Here is a 20561-nt window from a genome sequence, read left to right as displayed (position 1 = left end):
CACCCCATTTAATTTTTGATATAGCATTTAGCCATATTTGGTGCCGCTTATTACAGTAGTCAAAGATTTGAAGTAACCGAAACGCGGTTTCTCAGTAAATTGACCGAGTTTAGCAGTGACCGATGGAGCCATGCCATATGGATGAATTGTAAACTTGGTGCATATCTGCAGACACTTCCCTTTTTACTCCCTCGACTGCTTAAAATTAAACTTGTTTTTCAAACATTATTTAAATATCAACATAAAAGATATGAAGCAGCGTACGAAAGCGCTTTGTATGCTTTTTACTTGCCCTATTTACACATATAGGTATATGTGAACTTGCATAGGATAATGCTTACAAACTTACGTTTTTGCTTACACGTCCTTACGTATTTTTGATAACTCATGACTTAAGATTTTGTTTACTTAGGCTGTTAATCATGAGAGGTAAAATACCAATGATCAATAATAAGAAAGCAAAATATATTGCTTTAGTAACCGCGCTTACACTCACAGGTTGTAACGATTCTTCAAGTAAGAAAGTTCCTGAACCAGTTACACCGCCAGGTAGTGGAAATCACTCGAAGCTAGAAAGGGCGTTTCCATTACATACAAATGTATTCGGTGTATCAATTCGAGCTACCAAAGAGACGAATAAAGATAAAGTTCTTCACGCTGCGAATATTATGGCTCAATACTTAGATAATAATGAGGATGGTATTCCAGACAACCAAGATGTTGTTGATAAGTTAGTAGAAAATGGTGCAACCCTCATTATGGCACCGACAGAGAGCGGACTAGAAAGTGCTGCGAGTGATTTAACACCAAGTGATTCTTGGCAGGCTCTTTTTGGCAATGAGACAATTCTTCCAGGAGAAAGTGACAGGTTTGACGCGACACTTGAAGAAGTTCTTCACTTGATCACCCATGTAGGCTACTCTCAGGTATATACTGAAGTTTTTGGTGAAAAAATTAACTCTTCTATTGCAAATGCAATGGATATTGCTAGGGGAGGGAGATTTGAAGATGTCCCAGAAAATTATCCTGAGAGTGCTTGGTATACTTATGACGATGAAACTTGCGATTACAGTTGTATGGTTACTGAATATACCTATTGGGCGTTAACGTCAATTCTTGGTGCACAAAAAAACAGACTTAATGAAATTGGGCATGAATGGAAATTAAATACGCCAACGAAAGTGGAACAACAAGATCCAGCAATATTTGCGATTCTCACAAATCCAGCTTATGCACTCGCTTCTAAACTTCCAAATGGTGACTATTCAGCTATCGAGTTTATTATCGAAGGAGAGGGGGTATCGCAAGAAAACGGAGTCGATGAAACAAATGAAATATTACAATCAGCTATCGCTGGAAACCCTGATTATAAGATAGCTTTTACAAATCAAGCTAAAGTTTTAATGATGAATCCTGATGGAACTGAAATTACCGAGTTGGCTGATGCAAGTCCCATCGCTGGGTACGTATCTTGGAGTCCTGATGCTCAGTTCGTATATTTTGCGAGTGCCAAGGGGCCAGAAGAAAGTGCATGGGAAGCATTTAGAGTAAATGTGAAAACAAAGGAATTAGAAAAGCTATCAATGTTTGGTCAAGATGTTAGATCGCTAGGTGTTTCGCCAGATGGGAACTATCTTGCAATTTCAATCATGTCTGGAAATTCTAATATTGGCGACAATAATGACAATTTAACGCAATTTCATACGAACCTATACATTGTAGATATGAGCTCAGCAGAAATTAAATGGGCAAATAATGAGTTGCTTGAAATAACAGATATGACGGAGTTAGTCGCTTCATCACCATCGGAGCAGTTTTGGTACGAGGAGCTTAGTTGGAACCCTAAGTTGCCTGCGGATGGTGTGCCAGTTTTAGCATACACTAAAACATGGCGCTATGATGAAGACGATGTTTCTTATACTCACGCTTATACAATAAAAGCTGATGGCAGTAATAATCAACTCGTTCAAAAAAACAAAGATATGCCGGTCTGGGGTTTTGATGGAGACCGCTTAACTTTCCTGGACTTGAGTTACCAGGACTTTAAAGAAAATACTTTAAAGCAGTTAATTGTTAAAGGTATTCCGGAAGAAGTTTCTGGCCCAGCTATATCTCCCGACGGTAACTTCATTATCTTTGAAGTTGGTGATGAAAATCGTCGTTCTGGCATGGCAAGGGTTTCAGAAGAAGAGAATAATCAAGGTGTCATTATAGGTAATACTAATGTTTATGAACCAAGATGGTCTCCAGTTCCAGTTTACATTAGTAAATAACTTTTAATCCGGCTGAAGTAAAAGTCGAGCTGAGCTCGGCTTTTCTTCGTTTAAACAATGCTATGTTGATAAACAAAAAATTTTAATTCATCAAGGAAAAGGTGAACTTTGCTCCACCTAAACTTGATTGAGTAACACAAAGCTTGCTATCCATTCTGTTTGCAGAAGCGTTTGCAATAGCTAACCCCAATCCGAAACCTCCGGTTTTTCTATTCCGACTTCTATCTAATCTTTTAAATGGTATGAATATTTTTTCCATATCTTTTATAGGGATGCCCTCACCATCATCCTCAACTGAGATGGTTATTCGGCCATTTTGGCTTTTTACAATAACTGCTACTTTACAATTACTGTATCTAAGCGCGTTTTGAAAAAGGTTATCAAACAATAGAGTTAAATAAATTGGGTCGTTTTTAACACGGATCGACTCATCTATATCAATGATCACTTCTTTTAGTCGCTCAGCATTTAACTGAGAGACTCTAGCTTGTATAAAATGAGTAAGAGTGATGGTCTTGTATGATAAGTTAGATGAATTTCTTATTTCGTTATTTAATTTGGTTAACTCCATAATTTGTGTGATAAACATATTGATTTCGTCTATATAATCATCGATGTTACTTGCCCAAGCTGTAACGTCTGATTGACCTGAATTTTTTTGTATCAGTCCCGATGCTAACTGAATTCTACTTAAAGGCGTTCTTATTTCATGTGGAATGGCTTGAGCGAAAACAGTTTTTTCTTCGATGTTCTTGTCTATAGACTCGGCCATTTCATTAAAGCTACGAGCAATTTCATCTAAGGGCTTAGGAATGTTAGTTTTGGCTCTTAACTTATGGTCCCCTTTGGCAAAACCTTCAAAACAACCCACTAGCGCTTTGATATTAGATTGTAGTTTTCGTACAGGCCAATACAAAAGTGAGGCAATAGTTATAAAACATAAGAAAATTAATAACGGAAAAGCAACTTCTTCCATATTTCTTTCTGCTTCATCTTCTATTAATGCCTCTAGGTTTTCTGTGATAATGAGAGATCTATTTCTAAGGTTTAAGTCTATGACGGCAAACCTAACACCGTTCTCTTTTTCATAATATGCCTTGCCAATAGAACGGCTTAATTCCATGCAATCAGTACATAAAAACTCTTTATTTGGATTTTCAATGACGAAAGCAGAGAACCTATTTCTAAAAAATTTGGGGAGTATTATCGGTTGATTTATCGGTATGGAGTTGAGTTCTGAACTATTGTCAAAATAGTTGTATATATACTCGATGTCTTCGGCAAAATCGCTTACTTCTTCTTCATATAAATATGAATCTATTATCGTAAACGTTAAAAAGGCACTAATTAGCAGTGCGCAGCTAATAGATAAATACAGTCGTGTAAAGAGAGTAACCTTAAATTTTTTCATCTAATAGTTTGTATCCTTTGTTTCTAATAGTTGCAATGACTTTATACGGAGCTACTTCATCACCAAGCTTCTTTCGTAAACCTGAAATTCGCATATCTATAGATCTATTAGAGAAGTCATAGTTAATGCCTCTAAGAGCTTGGCAACAAGCCTCTCTAGAGACTACTTTCCCGATGTTTTTTTTCAAAATTTTTAACATCTCAAACTCGGCATTTGTAAGTTGAATATGCTCACCGTTAAAAACTATCTGGCAATTATTATCGTCTAACTCTATTGAAGGGTGAGCACCTATTTCATGATGCAGTTTATAGACTTTGCCAGAGCGTCTTAACAAGGCTTCAATTCTCGCAACTAATACATGTGGTTTAAGGGGCTTTGATAAGAAATCATCAGCCCCCAATTTTAGAAGGCTGACCTCTGTCACATCATCACTGGACGCCGTTAAGACTAATATTGGATTTGAGTAACAACCTCTGACCTCTTTACAAATTTCAATGCCACTTTTACCCGGCAACATGAGATCCAAAATAACCAAATCGGGATTAGCTTTTTTAATCGTTTCAGTAGCAGCACTTCCATCATGAACAACTGATACATCAAAGCCATCAGCCTCTAAATATAGCGCTGTCAGTCTTGATATCTCTTCATCGTCCTCAACCAATATAATTTTTATTTTGCTCATAATAGCTCCTCTCAACGTTTATAGTTTAACTAAAAAGTTCCGTGGCGCTCACTTATACTTACACGAGCTTACAAAGCAAATTTATTGGCTTACATCTCTTTGCGATAATCGTATATGCTTTTTTACTTAAATAGTTAAACGCTAGTGAATTAGTGTAAAAAAGAGTCAGGCTTTGCATTTTTAATTGTGATAGAAGTTTCATAAGCAAGCTAAATTCGCTCATTTTTTAGGGGGAATATTTCCTAGCGCTGTTTTAAAACGGGTAACACTTCTGCTATTTCACTATCTAACATATCCAGTACACTCGCGAAGCCATGCTTTGGCTGCCAACCTAACTTGGCTTGTGCTGCTGATGAGTCATATACGCGGTCTAAACTTGTTGGCAAACGCCAACCTCTTTGTTTAAACGCTAATGCTATCTCTGGGCACTTTTCTTTTATGATTTCACTTGCATGATTGTAAAGGTGTTTGCAGTCATTTTGATTAAACGGTGTAAACCCAGAAATAATGAAACGATTAAAGCCGTTTAATCGTTTATCTATGGCACATGCATGCGCACTTGCGACATCACGCACATCTATACCGCGAGTAAGGCGATAGATTGCCATAAAGTCTGCGGGTTCGGGAAAACATCGAGACATTTGTAATACGGTAATTGGAAGATTGAAGAGTTTTGAAATTTCATTCAGCTTGTTTTCTGCAAGTATTTTACTTTTATGATAGATAGACTTAGGTTGAGGCTCAACTTGCTCTGTAATCCAACTGGTTTCACCTTCAGAAGATGAAGCATAACCATAAAGCGCGGTTGTACTGGTAAAAACAAAGTGCTTAATGCCTGCTTTGATGCCAGCTAAGGCTAGCTTTTCGGTTGCATCCACATTGACCGCTAAAAACATTTCATCAGCTATTAGCCCAACATGAGGAGCATGAAAAGCCGCGGTATGAACAACAACATCCACACCTTTAAGTGCTTTAGAAATTAACTCGCCATCGCAAATATCTCCGATAACGTCTACCGTTGAGCAAGGGGTTTTATCCAAACCTACTACATCATGATGTTTCATTAATTTAATATAAATAGCACGCCCGACTCTTCCTGCAGAGCCTGTTACCAATATTTTCATTTTTGTGCCTTTTACCATGTGAAACGCGATGCAGCCATCAAAGTATTATGAGGTAAACTGATTATTATTGTCACTGAGCGAAGTGTTAATTTTAGTTAGATTAATGGACTGAATAACCAAGCAAAGTAAAACTAACAATGCGCCGATCCAACCCATTAGCTTAAAACTTTCCCCCAACAGCAAAACCGCCAATATTGTTGCTATTAAAGGCTCCAGCAACGTTATTAATGTCGCATTGCTTGTTTCAATAAATGTTAAGCCATATGCAAATAATAAATATCCTAGAAACATTGGGATAATTGCCATATAAAGTGAAACAGCGCTATTGGTGATGTTTAAAAATAAATTCTCACCTGTAAAAAATAGAGAAGGTAATAGCAGAATTGCCGCTCCCCCGAATAACCCTGACATGGCGGCTTTAGAGTCAATGCCTTTCTCTATAAAGGATTTTGCGACCCACGAATAACACGCGTAAGTTAACCCAGCGATACAGCCTAAGACAATTCCTAATGAATTGAGAAATAAATTAGATGCGTCATCAAATGCGGGTTTTTTACCGTGAGTGAGCAAAATGACACCAATCACACCAACCGTAAAACTTACCCCCCATTCTCTGGAAATTAATTTTTGATTAAAAAGACGCTCAAGAAGGGCGGCAAACATGGGCGCAGTGGCTATTGACACAATAGTACCTATCGCAACGCCAGATAAGTGCATAGCGGAATAAAACGCCAGAGGATATATTGCAACTGATAAGGCGCCAGCAGTAAATAGTCCCTTTCGTTTGATAAGCTGTCGATAGTTTGCAAGTAGACTTCGAATGTTGGTTAGTACCATCAATACACCGCCCAAACCCATAGCAAATGCGCCAATGGCTAGGGGGCTTACATCATTTGAAAAGCTTGCAACAGTGCCGGTTGTACCCCAAAGAAAGCTAGCAATAACAATCGCTAAAGTACCTTTAATGATTTTTGACTCAACTAACATAATAACCTCTCAGATTAATACTTGAGGGCTAAATAATATGTTTTTTAGAGACTTTATTTTTGACTATTCGGACGGAATACTTATCAAATTGGACAGACATTAATTTTTGAAATTTTTAGGAGATAAACCAAAATACTGTTTGAATTTACGGCTAAATGCCGATAAATCTTTATAGCCAACTTTCTCACCAACTATCTGTAGCGAGTAGTCTGTATGTGTAAGTAATGCTTGGGCTTTTTCCATTCTAAGTTGGGTAATATGCTCAAGCACAGTTACACCCAATTGTGCTTTAAATATTTTTTTAAATTGAGTTGGGCTTAAATAAGCGACTTCAGCCAGTGTCGCAATATTAAGAGGTTTGGCAATGTGTTCAGTAATGTAAAGCAGTGCATTGTTAATTCTCGCATCTAGCTTAGGCAGCAAGTTCTGGCTTTCTAACAATAGATAAAATGTTTCGTACATTGACTGTTCAATAAGCGGGTTGATTTGATTTTCTAACTGGCTCTCGATAAAAAGTAGATAATTTAACAAAGGCTTATTTATTTCAAAAACAATCTGCTCTGTCGAGATAAGATTGTTAGGTAGGCTGCGCATATCAGCAACAATAAAACGTGCCTCCCGCTCTGCTGCAAATAAATGCTTCTCATTGGCTCGAATAACGACACATTCTCGCGGCGCGACCTTACCGCTAAAATCGTCAACGTGTATGTTGATGACTCCTCGCAAGGGTAAAACAATTTGATTGAACTCATGGGAGTGAGAAACAGGGTTTGCACTGTAAGAGCGAATAGATAATAGGTTTGGCATGCCAACTACATCAAATTGTGATAATTCATTGCAATTTAATCGGTAATTTACGCCGCGACAAGAGGCGTTTTACCTTCGAATGAGTTTAAACCGATATTTAAACCGATATCACAATAGCAGGTCACGCAAAGCCTTCTGCTGATTTGGTATCTACTTGGCTGAGTTGATTAAATAAAATACCGGCTTGGGTGCGGTTGTTTAGGCCAAGTTTACGTAAAATGGCGGATACATGTTGTTTTACTGTGGTTTCTTGCACTGACATTTCATAGGCAATTTGTTTGTTTAACAGGCCGTCGGCAATCATTGCCAGTACTTTGTATTGCTGTGGTGTGAGCTTTTCTAAGTTTTGTGCAAATTCAGTTTGTTCGTTGTCGATTGGGTGGGCTTCTAGGTCTAGATTTTCAGGCAGCCAGGTGTCGCCATCAATCACAACTTCAATGGCTTTGCCAATATTGCTCAGCGAAGAGGATTTTGGAATGTAGGCGCAAGCTCCTGCTTCCATGGCGTGGTTGATAATTTTGGCGTCTTCCGTTGCCGATACCATAATCACTAAAATATCAGGGTATTGGTTGCGAATTTGCGTGAGCCCTTGCAGGCCTTTGGCGCCAGGAATATTTAAATCGAGGAAAATGAGTTCGGTTTCTGGGTGAGTTTCCAGCAATGAAAACAAGCTCGCTAAATCATAACACTCTTGAATATTGTCTTTTTCGAGATAGTTTGCCGCCGCTTGGCTTAAAGCACTGCGAAATAGCGGGTGATCGTCTGCGATAATGGCTTTCACTTGCGTAGTCATCCAATTAACTCCAATTCTTCCTGTTATAAGGTATTCGAAATACGGTTACAAGCATTTCCCCAAAGCTGGGCCACCAAACTAAGTGTTGGCGACCCAAGGGGGAGTGTTAATTAAAAGCGGTAATTAACGGTGAGCGTAACGGTACGCGGGTCGCCGTAATAACCAATTAAGGTATTGTCACCACCTAACCCCGGCGTATATTTGCTTGTATCCGTTGGGTCTGTAGGATCAGGGGTGACAAATTGGTATCCACCAACCAGGTATTCTTCGTCGGTGAGGTTTTTACCCGTTAGCGATGCGCTCCAATGGCCATCATTCGAGTACCAAGTAACACCCAAATTCACTAAACCGTAGGCATCTTGCGAAAGCAGGCTGGCTTCTTCAAACAGCACGTAATCGCCGCGGTGGTAGTAGTTACCATTTACTACAAAGTCACCAAATGTTGATTCAATTGAGTAATCAAATCCGAGGTTAAAGGTTAAATCTGGGGTGTTGGCAATATCAAATTGGTCTGATTTATCAAACTCTTCGCCTGTTTCTGGGTCGGTGTCGATCACTTCAGTAAATTCAGCATCGATATAACCAAGCGAGGCATTAAAATTAAGGTTGTCAGTGGCAACATAAGTAAATTCGGCTTCAATACCTTGCGACTCTGAGCGGCCAATATTGCCAAGACGCTGGTTGAGATCGGCTGAGGTTTCGCCCGGTAAAATCGAAATATACTGGCGGTCTTTATGAAGCAATGAGAACAAGGTGATATTGGCGCGCAGATTATTGTTCCACTCGCTTTTCATACCGAGTTCAAATGAATCTACAATCTCTGGGTTTGCAGCGGGCTCTGCGGTTGTGGCACGTGGGTTATAAGTACCTGACTTAAATCCCTGTGCGTAGCTTGCGAAGAACATCATGTCATCTGAATGTTGATATTCCACACCAAGGCGTGGCGTAAAGCGCGACCAATCTTCGTTATCGTTCAGTACTTCTGGTACTAACTCGCCTGCTGGTCGCTCATAACCTGGGATCCAACCTGAGTAAGGGTAGACAGTTTCAAATACTAAGCCATTGTTTACGTTTGCTTCTTTTTCATCTTGGGTATAACGGGCACCAAGGGTTGCCGACCACTGTTGGTTAAAGTAGTAGCTGCCTTGAATATACGCGGCTTTGCTTGATGAGTTATTACAACCAGAGACTTCACGAGTTAACCCTGGCAATGAAATGGCATTACCTAGTACTTCTAAAATGGCTTCAAACTGGCCGCATGATTCGCCATCATAGTAATAAAGGCCCGACACCAATTTGTAGTTTTCACCTGCGTGGTTTAGTTGTAATTCATGGCTGGTTTGATTGTCGTCATACACAGCAGGTACATCAAAAATGCGAAGCGGTGTATTATCAAAGTCGATATTAGTTGGTGAATAGCTTTCACGTTTTGATGAAACGTATTTTACGCTGGTGGCATCTGTTAAGTCCCAGTTGGCAAGTAGGCTGTAGCCTTCAAGCTCTACCTTGTTCCAGGTTGGTAAGCTGGTGTAGGAGTCATATACGCTATTTGGCACAGGCGCATCTGTCAATAAGCTCGGCAGTAAACGGTAGCCGCCTTTGGCATTTGATGTATCGTCGGTTTTATCCCAATTTAAGCGGAAGAATAAATCGTCATTGGCATGCCATTCGAGCGTAACGCGGGCTGCTTCCACTTCTTTGTTGTAGTTTTCGCTATCTTGATTTGGTAAGTCTGATTGTAAATATTCACCAAACCCGTCGCGGTTTAAGTTGGCATAACCAACGCCAACATAAAGGGTATCTTGAATAAGTGGGTATTGGCCTGTGAGTTTAATATCGCGCTGGTTATAACTGCCTACGCTTGCCGATACGTTTAATGTTGGGTCGCCCGACATCTCTTTGGTTACGTACTTAATTGCGCCACCTATGGTATTTTTGCCATACAGTGTGCCTTGCGGACCGCGTAATACTTCAACGCGTTCAACATCAAGTAAATCGAGCACGGCACCTTGCGGGCGCGCTAAATATACATCATCAATGTAAATACCGACACCTGGCTCGTAGCCCCAAAGCGGGTCTTGCTGGCCAACACCACGAATAAAGGCGGTAATGGTCGAGTTTGTACCACGGCTACGTTGTAGCGTGGTATTTGGAGAGAACTGCTGTACTTCAATAAGCTCAGCAATGCCTTTTTCGGCAAGCTCGGTTGCACCTATTGAAGTAACTGCCACTGGCACTTGTTGTAAGTTTTCGACGGTTTTACGCGCGGTTACTTGAATGCGTTCAAGCTCTGCTTTTTTCTCGCCGTTTTCCTGTTGATTTGCAAATGTAGGGGTTGCTAATGCCAGTAATACAGCACCACTTACTGCAGACAGTGAGCGCAGGCAAGCGTGTTTGCTGCTGTTGATATTTGCCTTGGTCATAATGTTGTTCCTATCTTTATTGTTATACGTTACATCGCACAGCCAAGTCAGTTACCAATCTAGTGGGTAATCTTTAAAATAGCTTTAGCACTATAGTACTATTCACTGTTAATTTGTTGTTTTTAAATAATAAATCGTTCACGTATAACTATAGTGCTATTGTTTAAATCGCCACCCTTAGCCACATTGATAGTCAGCAGTAATTTGACGCACTAGCAGCCAAGTCACCCTTGTTAGTGATTCAAATAGGAAGATTTTATGTTAAGTATGCTTGGCCTGATTGGTGGTCTGGCGCTTTTGATTGTATTAACGCTGCGTGGCATGAATTTATTTATTGCCGCGCCAGCATGTGCATTCATTGTGGCGCTCACTAGTAATTTGGCGATTTTTCCAAGCGCTGGCGCTGATAACTTTATTCAAGGCTATATGAATGGCTTTGCGAATTTTGTTAGTGCATGGTTTTTTATGTTTTTGCTTGGCAGTTTGTTTGGCAAATTTATGGAAGACACCGGCGCTGCCGACAGTGTCGCTCGCTATATTGTTGATAAACTCGGTATGAAGCACGCGGTGCTGGCAATTGTCATTGCCTGTGCCGTATTAACCTATGGCGGTGTTAGCGTGTTTATTGTGGCGTTTTCGGTGTACCCAATGGCGCTGTCGCTATTTAAAGATGCCAATTTACCGCGCCGATTTATTCCGGCTACGCTGGCATTTGGTTCTGTCACCTTCACCATGACATCCGCAGGTTCGCCTGAAATTCAAAACTGGATCCCCATCAAGTATTTAGGCACTTCGCCCTATGCTGCGTGGGAAGTGAGTTTGGTTGTAGCGATTTTTATGGCGTGTTTTGGCTACTGGTGGCTGAAAAAAATGATTGGCAAAGCAGTGGCTAATGGTGAGCAGTTTGAAGCGCGCGATGACGACCCAGAAATCCCCGAACGCGATTATCCGCATCCTGTAACGGGACTTATTCCGCTGTTAGTAGTGTTGGCACTGTCATTTATTTTGCACGATAGCTTACAGCAGGCGGCATTGATTGTGGCGTTATTAGGTGGGGTGTTGTCGATTGTGGTGATTAACTTTAAACACTTTCACAATCTTGCCAAAGCCACTACCGAAGGCACTAATGGCGCACTGATTGCGATTGGTAACACCGCCGCTGTTGTGGGGTTTGGTGCGATTGCTAAATCGTCAGAAGCGTTTACCGTGGCAGTTGATTTAATGACGCAAATTCCAGGCAACGAGCTGATTGGTGCAGCGGTTGCGGTCAGTGTGATTGCGGGGTTAACGGGCTCTGCCTCAGGCGGGCAAGCGATTGCGCTGCCATTAGTCGCGCCGCACTATTTAGATGCAGGGGTCAACCCTGAGCAATTACATCGTGTGGTATCAATTTCATCGGGTGCGCTCGATACCTTGCCACACAACGGGTATGTGGTAACTACCATTCGCGCAATTTGTAAAGAAACCCATCAAGCGGCATATTGGTCTATGGCGGCATTGAGTGCGGTAGTACCGTTACTTGGCGTTGCATTGGCATTGTGTTTGTTTATTTGGTTTTAAGGGCTGATTATGAAAATAATAAAAATGATTACTTTGGTGTTTTTGCTACTGTGTTTGCACGTAAATGCCGAAACGCTACTTGTTGAAAAACAAACATTTACGACACAAAACTTTAAAACCTTTGGCGGCAAAAACATTGCCGAAGTAAAGGTAGGTTATGAAAGTTACGGCACGCTTAATGCCAAAAAAGACAATGCTATTTTAATTACCCATTTCTTTTCCGGTAATTCGCACGCTGCAGGCAAATACGCCGAAAGCGATGCGCTACCAGGTTATTGGGATGCGATTATTGGCCCTGGCAAAACCATTGATACCAATAAATATTTTGTCATTAGTGTGGACTCACTTGCCAATGCCAATGTAAATGATGGTCGCACCATTACGACAGGCCCTGCATCAATCAATCCTGCCACAAACAAACCGTATGGCCTTGATTTTCCGGTGGTGACCATTCGCGATTTTGTTAACGTGCAAAAGTTAGTGCTTGAGAGTTTAGGCATAAAAAAACTGCATGCGGTGATGGGCGCATCAATGGGGTCGTTTCAAGCGCTTGAATGGGCGGTAACTTACCCAGATTGGGTTGGCAAATTAGTGCATGTGATTGGCGCTGGCCAAATGGATGCGTGGAGTGTATCGGCGCTAGAGCATTGGGCGTTGCCAATTCGTTTAGATAAAAACTGGAATAACGGTGATTACTACGGCAAAACAGCGCCTATCGACGGGTTAACTGCCACTATGCTCAATATCACCCAAGATGCGATGCACCCAAATATGTTTGCGCTGAGCTTCCCTAATTTTAAAGTGATGGATAAAGGCGCACTTAACGATATCCGCACCCAACCTGAGGTAGTACAAACCCTGTTAAGCCGCGCCAAGCTTCGCGCTAAAACACAAGATGCCAACCATGTGCTTTATTTAGTGCGCGCATCGCAGCTGTTTGTAGCGGGCCATCAAGATGATTACTTAGCAAGCCTTAGCAAAATCAGCGCGCCAAGTTTAATTATTCCTGCCAGCAAAGACTTATTGCTGCGTCCAGAAATGGGCCGTGCTCTTAATAGCGCATTAAAAGCGCAAGGTAAACAAACCGATATGGTAGAGCTCACCGGCGATTGGGGCCATTTAGAAGGGGTATTTGCAATCTCTGCACAAAAAGAACGTATTCAAGCGTTTTTGGAGGCCAAATAATGAATAAACATATTTTGATCACCGGCGGTGCCAGTGGCATTGGTTTGGGCATTGCAGAAGCACTTGCCGATAGCGACACCTTAATTACCGTAACGGATTTAAACCAAGACGCTGCGCTTGAGGCGGCAAAAAAGCTCAGTAGCAAAGGCTACCACGCGCTTGGTGTGGCACTTAATGTGACCGACGAAGCTGCGATTATTCAGCTGCTTAGCGAACTACCTGCACCGGTTGATGTGTTAATTAATAATGCGGGTATTCAACATGTTGCGGCGCTTGAAGAGTTTCCGCAGAACCAGTGGCGTTTGCTGGTGGATGTAATGCTTACCGGCACAGCACTAATGACCAAAGCGGTATTACCAAGTATGCGCGAGCGCAATTTTGGCCGCGTGATTAATATTGGCTCAATTCATAGCCTTGTGGCGTCGCGTTTTAAGTCAGCCTATGTGGCGGCCAAGCATGGTTTAGTCGGTTTTTCGAAAGTAATGGCGTTAGAAACCGCTGAGCACGACATTACCATTAACACCATTTGCCCAGCGTATGTAAAAACCTCACTGGTTGAAAAGCAAATTGCCGATCAGGCAAAAAACCACGGCATTAGCGAGCAACAAGTGATTGAGCAAATTATGCTCGCGCCCATGCCAAAAAAATCATTTATCGATATTGCAGAAATCGCTCACACAGTGCGTTTTTTAATGGCAAAAGAGGCATGCAATATTACCGGGCAAACCTTGGCGCTTGATGGCGGCTGGACCGCACAATAGGAGTTTAAAATGGCAGGATTTAATAAGGTAGTTTCAAGTTACAGTGAGGCAATGGCTGGGCTTGAAGATGGTATGACGGTAATTGCGGGCGGTTTTGGCCTGTGTGGTATTCCTGAAGGTTTAATTAGTGAAATTAAGCGCCAGCAAACCAAAGAACTTACGGTAGTTTCAAACAACTGTGGTGTTGATGGCTTTGGCTTGGGTATTTTGCTTGAAGACAAGCAAATTAAAAAAATGGTGTCGTCGTATGTGGGTGAAAACGCTTTATTTGAGCAGCAACTTTTAGCGGGTGAATTAGAAGTTGAACTTACCCCACAAGGCACGTTGGCTGAGAAAATGCGTGCAGGTGGGGCGGGTATTCCCGCATTTTATACGGCAACGGGTGTAGGTACTTTAGTTGCTGAAGGTAAAGAAATTAAGCAATTTAATGGCCGCGATTATTTGCTCGAGCCGAGCATTGTCGGTGATTTTGCCATTATTAAAGCGTGGAAAGCTGACCGCTATGGCAACTGTGTTTATCGCCATACTGCAATGAACTTTAACCCCATGGCGGCTACCGCAGGCAAAATTACCGTGGTAGAAGCAGAAGAAATCGTCGAGCCTGGCGATCTTGCGCCAAGCGAAATTCATACCCCAGGTATTTATGTAAACCGCGTTATTAAAGGTGAATTTGAAAAACGCATTGAGCGCGTTGTGACACAGGAGCAAAACTAATGGCATTAACCAGAGAACAAATTGCACAGCGTGTAGCGCGTGAACTTGAAGACGGTTTTTACGTAAACCTTGGAATTGGTATTCCAACACTTGTGGCAAACTTTGTGCCTGAAGGTATCGAAGTGATGCTGCAATCAGAAAATGGGTTACTCGGTATGGGTCCTTACCCAACAACAGACCAAGTAGACGCCGATATGATAAACGCGGGTAAAGAAACTGTTACCGCAGCTACAGGCGCTGCTATTTTTAGCTCGGCAGAAAGTTTTGCCATGATCCGCGGCGGCCACGTTGATTTAACCGTGTTAGGTGCATTCGAAGTGGACCAACATGGCAATATTGCCAGCTGGATGATCCCCAAAAAATTGGTTAAAGGTATGGGTGGCGCGATGGATTTAGTGGCAGGCGCTAAAAACATTATTTGTGTAATGACCCACGCGAACAAACACGGCGAGTCCAAATTACTTAGCCATTGCAGCCTACCGCTAACAGGGGTTAACTGCATTAATAAAATTGTTACCGATTTAGCAGTGCTAGAAGTAAAAGACGGTGCATTCCATTTACTAGAGCGCGCACCGGGTATTAGCGTGGATGAAATCATCAGCAAAACTCAAGGCAAGTTAGTGGTGCCAGAATGTGTGCCAGAAATGCTGTTTAGTTAAATTAATTTCCAGTTGTAGCGCAAAATAAAAGGGGAACGTAATAGTTCCCCTTTTTATCGAAACATGCAGTCAAACTATTCTGATGTTTCAGTATCGGTTTGTTGGCCCGTTTCCTGACTCAATTGCTGTGAATTTTCGTCATCATCTGGGGTAATGAAAAAGTCATTGGCATTGATTTTAGCCAGGTTGTCAAACTGCGCTTTGCCAAGGCTAAACCAAGGTGCAAAGTCGCTGCGTTTTACATAGTAGCTGTCTTCATGTTGAGCAAACTCAAAGTCGAACTGCTTTCCGTCGGCATCTTTCACGCTGAGCTTTTCAATCTCTGAAAAATCGATTTCTTGCTCGGCGATCGCCGTAACCGTTAAGCTCGAAAATTGCGCAAGCAGCTCATCAATACGCTCGGTATCGAGTGTTTGACCTTCAGGCAATTTTGCAGGCGCTTTAACTTGCCATATGGTTTCAACACCGGTCTTTGAGTTGGCGTTTGCATTTATGATATCTGGTAAGACAGCGCTTTTATCTGCGATAGACTCAGTGCGTTTGTCTAGGTCAGCATCTTGCTTTACTTGGGTTTTTTCAAATGCTAATCCTGCTTGGCTGATTTCGCTGATATCTTTTACCGACAGCAATGACTTACTCAACCAATCATTTTTATCGACACTCAGCTGATAGCCGCTGAACTCTATGGTGAACACATCGTTATTGTCGACATTACGCACGTAGAGCTTTTTAAAGCTGGGTGACTCACCTAACAATATGTCAACTTCATCATCACCAAGCTTGTAGGTAATGCGTTTTTCGAAATTGTCATCGGCCACTTTAAAACGTTCGTGACTGGCTTGAGTGCGTGACACAGGCCAATTAACCTTGCTGTTGATTAAAGTGTCGGTTAGAGCTGACACTTTATAATCAAGTAAAGGTAAATTTGGGTAATCAGCCAAATGCCAATCTTCACCGTTTTTCACCAATGTAAGCGGCTTATCATTATCACCTTCTTGTAAGGTAATTTCGTTGATGGTTTGCTGTTCTAGGCTTAACAATGACACTGGCGTTTGCGTCTCAAAGCTATTTTGGCCGTTATAAAATAGTGCGCCAGCTAAAATCACTTGCGCGCCTAAGACCACAGATAAAATAGTTACTGCTTTATTCATGGTTGCACTCCTATTGCGAAATCCAAGTTAAATACTCACGCTGCTTGCGCTTTCTACGTTGACGATCAAATAGGGCTAAGCCCATTAACAATGCGAATGCCAGCGCATAGTTACCGTATTCCCATATCAGCTGCTGGTCGTGCTCCATCGGTGGTAGGGTGCGATTGAAATTGCCACGCGCGCGAATGCTCATTAACGCTCGGTCTTCAAGCGACCAATCCACGGCGTTCATCATCAGCTGCAAACTATTTAAATAATCATTTTGCGATACGCCTGCGGTTAGTTGCAGCACTTGGTCTTGTACAAAGTCGTTTGAACTGAACAAGATAATGCGTGCACTGTCTGGCGCATGTTTAATCACACTACTGACATCAAACTGTGTGTCGCTCTGGGCTTCACTGTTTTCAGACTCATTCTCAACGTTGTCAGCCGATGCATCGCTTTGAGAATTGGACTCTTTGGCAGCTAAAAGCGGAGAGTTTTTATCAGCAAAGTATGAGGTAAATTTACCTTGTGCCATCACACCCATTAACTGCTTCGCGGTGTCACCTTCTGAGAGATAACTCGCCTCGCCTTGCGCGTTTAGCTGCGGCATCACATCAAGAGACGATGACGTCCAGGCTTTGTCAGAGCTTTCAATCAATTTAGTGAAAGTTACATTTTCTTTATTCTCTGCAAGGGTTATGGGCGATGACCAAGCCATTGTCAGTTGCGGTAGCTCAGAGGTGATTAAATTGTCTTGATTTAATCCATCACGGATATCTGCAAAGTAGGGGTAATCTAACATACGCATTTCTTGCAACTGGAAACCACCGACATTGCGGGTCACCGGAATTGGGAATGCCGCATTGGTGGCATCCATCACTAGGCTGTTTTCGATGTTTAACCCATGATGCGCCAACCAATCTGTCAGCCCACTGTCGACTGAAGTCATGTTTAAACTACCACCAGCAAGATTGATGCTGTAAGGCGACGTTGCTGCGATCACTGTCCCACCTTTCATTAAGAATTGGTCTACAGCAAATAACTGTTTTTCATCCAGTGATTTAGGGGCGACGAGCATTAGAATATCGGCTTCACCCGAAACACTACCGTCACTTAAATCTTCATTGATGATGTTCAGCTCACTGCCTAGCATGCGCTCTAGCTCTCTAAAGCTGCTGCTTGGCATGTCATAACTCGGGGCTGAAGCGGGTTTTACCAGCGCTAAGTTTTTAGTGAATCCAGAGGCAAACCGCTTAATTGCCGCATCGAGGTTGCGCTCAAAGCTTGCGTCGCTAAAGTCATCCAGTGGAATTTGTACGATTTGATCTTCGCCCGCCAAAGTCAGATAAAAGTAGAAGGTTTGATCTGAGAAAAAGCTGGTTGCCATTGGCTCAAAGCCATAGTCTTCGGCAATTTGGGCTGCGACTTTACCGCCTTCGGCTTCTGGCTCGATAAAGTTTACTGCCAGCTTATTGTAAGACTTGGCCTGCAGATCGTTTAAGTGCTTTTCAATGCCTTGCTTTAAGCTTTGTAATTGCTCTGGCAATTTGTCATTTGCCGACACATAAGCGTTAAAGGTCAGTGTTTGCTTCACGGTATCGAATAAGTTACCACCGCTTTGATAGTTTTGCAGTACAGTTTTAATCGCACGGGTAATGTCGTGTTCTGGGTTACGTAAAAGCACTTCAACATCTGACTCGGCGCGGGCATTAACCTCGATTAAATCTCTAAACCCTAGTACTTGATGCTCGTCACCGTATTGCACCAAAATATTAAAATAAGAGCTGACAATGGACGCTTGATAACGGTCGGCAACCTGGAACGGCATTGGTTTAATGCCAAATTGGGTGTTGGCTTCTTCTTCAAGCTCAGGGTGCATTTGCGGATCAATAAACTCAACGCGCACTCTGCCATCGGCAACAACTTCGTACTCTTGTAATAAGTCTTTCACTTGGGGCACCAGTGGCGCTAGTAACGGGTGGGTTTTATTGCTGAAATATCCTCGGATCAACATAGGCTCTTGTAATTGTGCCAAATAAGACTCAGTTGCCTCAGAAATCGAGTATTGTTTGCCTGCGGTGGTGTCTAAACGCAATTGTGGTAACTGACTGAGCCACACGTTAGCTGTGAGTAAATTTACTACTAGCAAGCCTGTCACTCGTTGCCAGGTTTTATGGTGCCTTGATTGTATATTTGCTTTATTGTCGTTTTTCGCCCAGCGCTCTTGCTCTAAAAAGTAAGTATTTAAAGCCAAGAACACTAAAGTTAATGAAACATAATAGACCAAGTCCCGAACATCAATGACACCACGGGTGATGTCGTCAAAGCGCGTGCCTGTGCCGAGTTGTCTTAAAAATTCAGCCCCTTGATGGGAGAAAAAGTCAGTGATTGCAGCGGTACCAATAAAGTAAAAAATACCACCAATCACGCATGCGGTGATCAAACTGACAATTTGATTATCACTGCGCGCTGATACCGCTAAACCAATGGCAATATAGGCACTGCCCAGTAACAACACCGCCAAATAACCCGAAATAACTGGGCCCCAATCTAACTCGCCTAAAAAGCTAACGGTGATCGGCAAAGGCAGTGTGATCACTAACGCTATCGCTAACAGTGTCAAGCAGCCTAAAAATTTTCCTAGCACAAAATGCCACAAGGGCACCGATAAGGTATGCACATATTCGATGGTGCCGCTGCGTCGCTCTTCACTCCAGAGCTTCATGGTTAAGGTTGCCGATAGGAAGATAAGCAAAATAGGCATCCACTCAAACATCGGGCGCACATCGGCAATGTTACGAGAGAAAAATGCCTCAGCCCAAAAGAAGATAAACAAGGTTAACGACACAAATGCGCCAATAAACAAGTAAGCTATAGGCGATGAGAAAAATAGCGCGATTTCTTTTTGCGCAATACGAACAGCATTAAACTGCGCAGATTGACTAGGCTGCATGCGCGGCTCCTCCCTTAGTGTTATTCGCGGTCGCGAAAAATTCGTCGTTATTGATTTGGTTAAAGACGGTTTCTAGGTCACGTTTTTGCGGGTAAATGGCAAACAATTGCTCGCCACTTTCAATAATGGTTTTGCTGATATTGGCTGCTACTTGCTGCATGTTCGCCTTGTCTGCTAAGCTCACGATAAATTTTTGTGGCTCGTGTTCAACAGCAAAAATGCCTTTAATATCTGTGAGCTTTTTCACTTCTGTTAAGTCGCTTTCGACCACCAGCTGTTTGCTGTGCTGCAATGCTTCGAGTTGTTCATCGAGCACCAGTTGCCCAGATTTCAAGATCAACACACGATCACATAAAGCATTCACCTCTTGCATAATATGTGTCGATAAAATCACCGTGGCTTTTTTGGCGATGTCTCTGATCAGCTCACGCATATGTTGTGTTTGCTCTGGGTCGAGGCCATTGGTTGGCTCATCCAAGATCAATAGTTTTGGTTGCCCCAAAATAGCCTGCGCCACACCCACACGCTGCTTGTAACCTCGCGATAAGGTTTCGATGGGTGCCAATAATTTTGCAGATAAATCCGTAGCTTTGATGGCGCGTTTTATTTCGGCTACTTTAGTGTTGCCCTTTAACCCTTTTAAATCAGCGGCGTAATCTAAGTATTCGGCCACGCTCATTTCTGGATAGACAGGCAAACTTTCGGGTAAATAACCAAGTTGGCTTTGAAGTTTTTTAGGGTCTTTAGAGAGCGTTACGCCATCTAAGCTGACCTCGCCGTTGTCGGCTTCAAGATAGCCGCTGATCATTTTCATTATGGTGGTTTTACCCGCGCCGTTGTGCCCAAGCAGCCCGATAATTTCACCTTTTTGGATTTTAAAACTCACAGAATCTACAGCTTTAAAACTGCCATAGCTGCGAGTTAAATTACTCACCTCTAACATGGAAGTCTCCGAATTAAGCTTAACTAACCTGATCTCTGGATAATAAATCTATCTTCAGCGGCTACTTTCAACGCTAACTGTGTTAAATTTACTTGCAATAGGCCTGCTATTGACGCGCAAATTTGCCTTGTTATCCCTAAAAGTTTCCGG

General features: G+C 42.3%; 16 protein-coding genes. 6 read left to right on the top strand and 10 right to left on the bottom strand.

Annotation, left to right across the window (positions count from 1 at the left end):
• Window positions 1-422 precede the first annotated feature (422 nt).
• A complete protein-coding gene (locus tag ACHSBP_RS17720; protein ID WP_395389874.1) occupies window positions 423-2273 on the top strand; it encodes a hypothetical protein in 1851 nt (616 codons plus the stop codon).
• Between the two features lie 82 nt (window positions 2274-2355).
• Here the strand turns inward: ACHSBP_RS17720 and ACHSBP_RS17715 are convergent, their stop codons facing one another.
• The 7 genes from ACHSBP_RS17715 to ACHSBP_RS17685 form a co-directional block, all read right to left on the bottom strand.
• Entirely contained in the window at window positions 2356-3684 is a 1329-nt protein-coding gene (locus tag ACHSBP_RS17715; protein ID WP_395389872.1) for an ATP-binding protein, read from the bottom strand.
• The gene (locus ACHSBP_RS17710) at window positions 3671-4366 is read right to left on the bottom strand and encodes a response regulator transcription factor (RefSeq protein ID WP_395389871.1); all 696 of its coding nucleotides are present in this window, start codon (window positions 4364-4366) and stop codon (window positions 3671-3673) included. The genes ACHSBP_RS17715 and ACHSBP_RS17710 overlap by 14 nt, the downstream gene beginning before the upstream one ends.
• A gap of 242 nt (window positions 4367-4608) precedes the next feature.
• Window positions 4609-5490 (bottom strand): NAD-dependent epimerase/dehydratase family protein, encoded by an 882-nt coding sequence (locus tag ACHSBP_RS17705; protein WP_395389870.1) that lies wholly within the window; start codon window positions 5488-5490, stop codon window positions 4609-4611.
• A 45-nt stretch (window positions 5491-5535) separates the two neighbouring features.
• A complete protein-coding gene (locus tag ACHSBP_RS17700; RefSeq protein ID WP_395389869.1) occupies window positions 5536-6477 on the bottom strand; it encodes a DMT family transporter in 942 nt (313 codons plus the stop codon).
• A gap of 99 nt (window positions 6478-6576) precedes the next feature.
• On the bottom strand, window positions 6577-7284 hold the full coding sequence (locus tag ACHSBP_RS17695) for a helix-turn-helix domain-containing protein (RefSeq protein WP_395389867.1): 708 nt from the start codon (window positions 7282-7284) through the stop codon (window positions 6577-6579).
• 121 nt (window positions 7285-7405) lie between these two features.
• Window positions 7406-8077: a response regulator gene (locus ACHSBP_RS17690; protein ID WP_395389865.1), complete on the bottom strand. Its 672-nt coding sequence runs from the start codon at window positions 8075-8077 to the stop codon at window positions 7406-7408.
• Between the two features lie 110 nt (window positions 8078-8187).
• A complete protein-coding gene (locus ACHSBP_RS17685) occupies window positions 8188-10500 on the bottom strand; it encodes a TonB-dependent receptor (RefSeq protein WP_395389863.1) in 2313 nt (770 codons plus the stop codon).
• Window positions 10501-10758: 258 nt separating this feature from the next.
• On the opposite strand from ACHSBP_RS17685, the gene ACHSBP_RS17680 reads away from it, so the two are divergent.
• The 5 genes from ACHSBP_RS17680 to ACHSBP_RS17660 are packed head-to-tail and all read left to right on the top strand — an operon-like array spanning window position 10759 to window position 15379.
• Window positions 10759-12060 (top strand): GntP family permease, encoded by a 1302-nt coding sequence (locus ACHSBP_RS17680; protein WP_395389861.1) that lies wholly within the window; start codon window positions 10759-10761, stop codon window positions 12058-12060.
• 9 nt (window positions 12061-12069) lie between these two features.
• Complete coding sequence (locus ACHSBP_RS17675; RefSeq protein ID WP_395389859.1) at window positions 12070-13245, top strand: homoserine O-acetyltransferase; 1176 nt, start codon at window positions 12070-12072, stop codon at window positions 13243-13245.
• Window positions 13245-14006 (top strand): 3-hydroxybutyrate dehydrogenase, encoded by a 762-nt coding sequence (locus ACHSBP_RS17670; RefSeq protein ID WP_395389858.1) that lies wholly within the window; start codon window positions 13245-13247, stop codon window positions 14004-14006. The genes ACHSBP_RS17675 and ACHSBP_RS17670 overlap by 1 nt, the downstream gene beginning before the upstream one ends.
• A gap of 9 nt (window positions 14007-14015) precedes the next feature.
• Window positions 14016-14720, top strand: coding sequence for a CoA transferase subunit A (locus ACHSBP_RS17665; protein WP_395389856.1), 705 nt, complete (start codon window positions 14016-14018; stop codon window positions 14718-14720).
• Complete coding sequence (locus tag ACHSBP_RS17660) at window positions 14720-15379, top strand: CoA transferase subunit B (RefSeq protein WP_395389853.1); 660 nt, start codon at window positions 14720-14722, stop codon at window positions 15377-15379. Before ACHSBP_RS17665 ends, ACHSBP_RS17660 begins: the two co-directional genes overlap by 1 nt.
• A gap of 74 nt (window positions 15380-15453) precedes the next feature.
• Here ACHSBP_RS17660 and ACHSBP_RS17655 read toward each other — a convergent pair whose 3' ends face one another.
• The 3 genes from ACHSBP_RS17655 to ACHSBP_RS17645 are packed head-to-tail and all read right to left on the bottom strand — an operon-like array spanning window position 15454 to window position 20411.
• Window positions 15454-16530, bottom strand: a complete 1077-nt coding sequence (locus ACHSBP_RS17655; protein ID WP_395389852.1) for a DUF4340 domain-containing protein — start codon at window positions 16528-16530, stop codon at window positions 15454-15456.
• Window positions 16531-16540: 10 nt separating this feature from the next.
• On the bottom strand, window positions 16541-19468 hold the full coding sequence (locus tag ACHSBP_RS17650; protein ID WP_395389851.1) for a Gldg family protein: 2928 nt from the start codon (window positions 19466-19468) through the stop codon (window positions 16541-16543).
• Window positions 19458-20411, bottom strand: a complete 954-nt coding sequence (locus ACHSBP_RS17645; protein WP_395389848.1) for an ABC transporter ATP-binding protein — start codon at window positions 20409-20411, stop codon at window positions 19458-19460. The genes ACHSBP_RS17650 and ACHSBP_RS17645 overlap by 11 nt, the downstream gene beginning before the upstream one ends.
• Window positions 20412-20561 lie beyond the last annotated feature (150 nt).

The sequence above is a fragment of the Pseudoalteromonas sp. XMcav1-K genome (assembly GCF_044005875.1).
Classification (GTDB): domain Bacteria; phylum Pseudomonadota; class Gammaproteobacteria; order Enterobacterales; family Alteromonadaceae; genus Pseudoalteromonas; species Pseudoalteromonas spongiae.
The sequence above is the reverse complement of the archived record's forward strand: the minus strand, read 5'-3'. Positions and strand labels throughout refer to the sequence as shown.

Coding starts and splice junctions, on each gene's coding strand:
- ACHSBP_RS17720 (WP_395389874.1), top strand. CDS start 423: ATGAGAGGTAAAATACCAATGATCAATAATAAGAAAGCAAAATATATT.
- ACHSBP_RS17715 (WP_395389872.1), bottom strand. CDS start 3,684: ATGAAAAAATTTAAGGTTACTCTCTTTACACGACTGTATTTATCTATT.
- ACHSBP_RS17710 (WP_395389871.1), bottom strand. CDS start 4,366: ATGAGCAAAATAAAAATTATATTGGTTGAGGACGATGAAGAGATATCA.
- ACHSBP_RS17705 (WP_395389870.1), bottom strand. CDS start 5,490: ATGAAAATATTGGTAACAGGCTCTGCAGGAAGAGTCGGGCGTGCTATT.
- ACHSBP_RS17700 (WP_395389869.1), bottom strand. CDS start 6,477: ATGTTAGTTGAGTCAAAAATCATTAAAGGTACTTTAGCGATTGTTATT.
- ACHSBP_RS17695 (WP_395389867.1), bottom strand. CDS start 7,284: ATGCCAAACCTATTATCTATTCGCTCTTACAGTGCAAACCCTGTTTCT.
- ACHSBP_RS17690 (WP_395389865.1), bottom strand. CDS start 8,077: ATGACTACGCAAGTGAAAGCCATTATCGCAGACGATCACCCGCTATTT.
- ACHSBP_RS17685 (WP_395389863.1), bottom strand. CDS start 10,500: ATGACCAAGGCAAATATCAACAGCAGCAAACACGCTTGCCTGCGCTCA.
- ACHSBP_RS17680 (WP_395389861.1), top strand. CDS start 10,759: ATGTTAAGTATGCTTGGCCTGATTGGTGGTCTGGCGCTTTTGATTGTA.
- ACHSBP_RS17675 (WP_395389859.1), top strand. CDS start 12,070: ATGAAAATAATAAAAATGATTACTTTGGTGTTTTTGCTACTGTGTTTG.
- ACHSBP_RS17670 (WP_395389858.1), top strand. CDS start 13,245: ATGAATAAACATATTTTGATCACCGGCGGTGCCAGTGGCATTGGTTTG.
- ACHSBP_RS17665 (WP_395389856.1), top strand. CDS start 14,016: ATGGCAGGATTTAATAAGGTAGTTTCAAGTTACAGTGAGGCAATGGCT.
- ACHSBP_RS17660 (WP_395389853.1), top strand. CDS start 14,720: ATGGCATTAACCAGAGAACAAATTGCACAGCGTGTAGCGCGTGAACTT.
- ACHSBP_RS17655 (WP_395389852.1), bottom strand. CDS start 16,530: ATGAATAAAGCAGTAACTATTTTATCTGTGGTCTTAGGCGCGCAAGTG.
- ACHSBP_RS17650 (WP_395389851.1), bottom strand. CDS start 19,468: ATGCAGCCTAGTCAATCTGCGCAGTTTAATGCTGTTCGTATTGCGCAA.
- ACHSBP_RS17645 (WP_395389848.1), bottom strand. CDS start 20,411: ATGTTAGAGGTGAGTAATTTAACTCGCAGCTATGGCAGTTTTAAAGCT.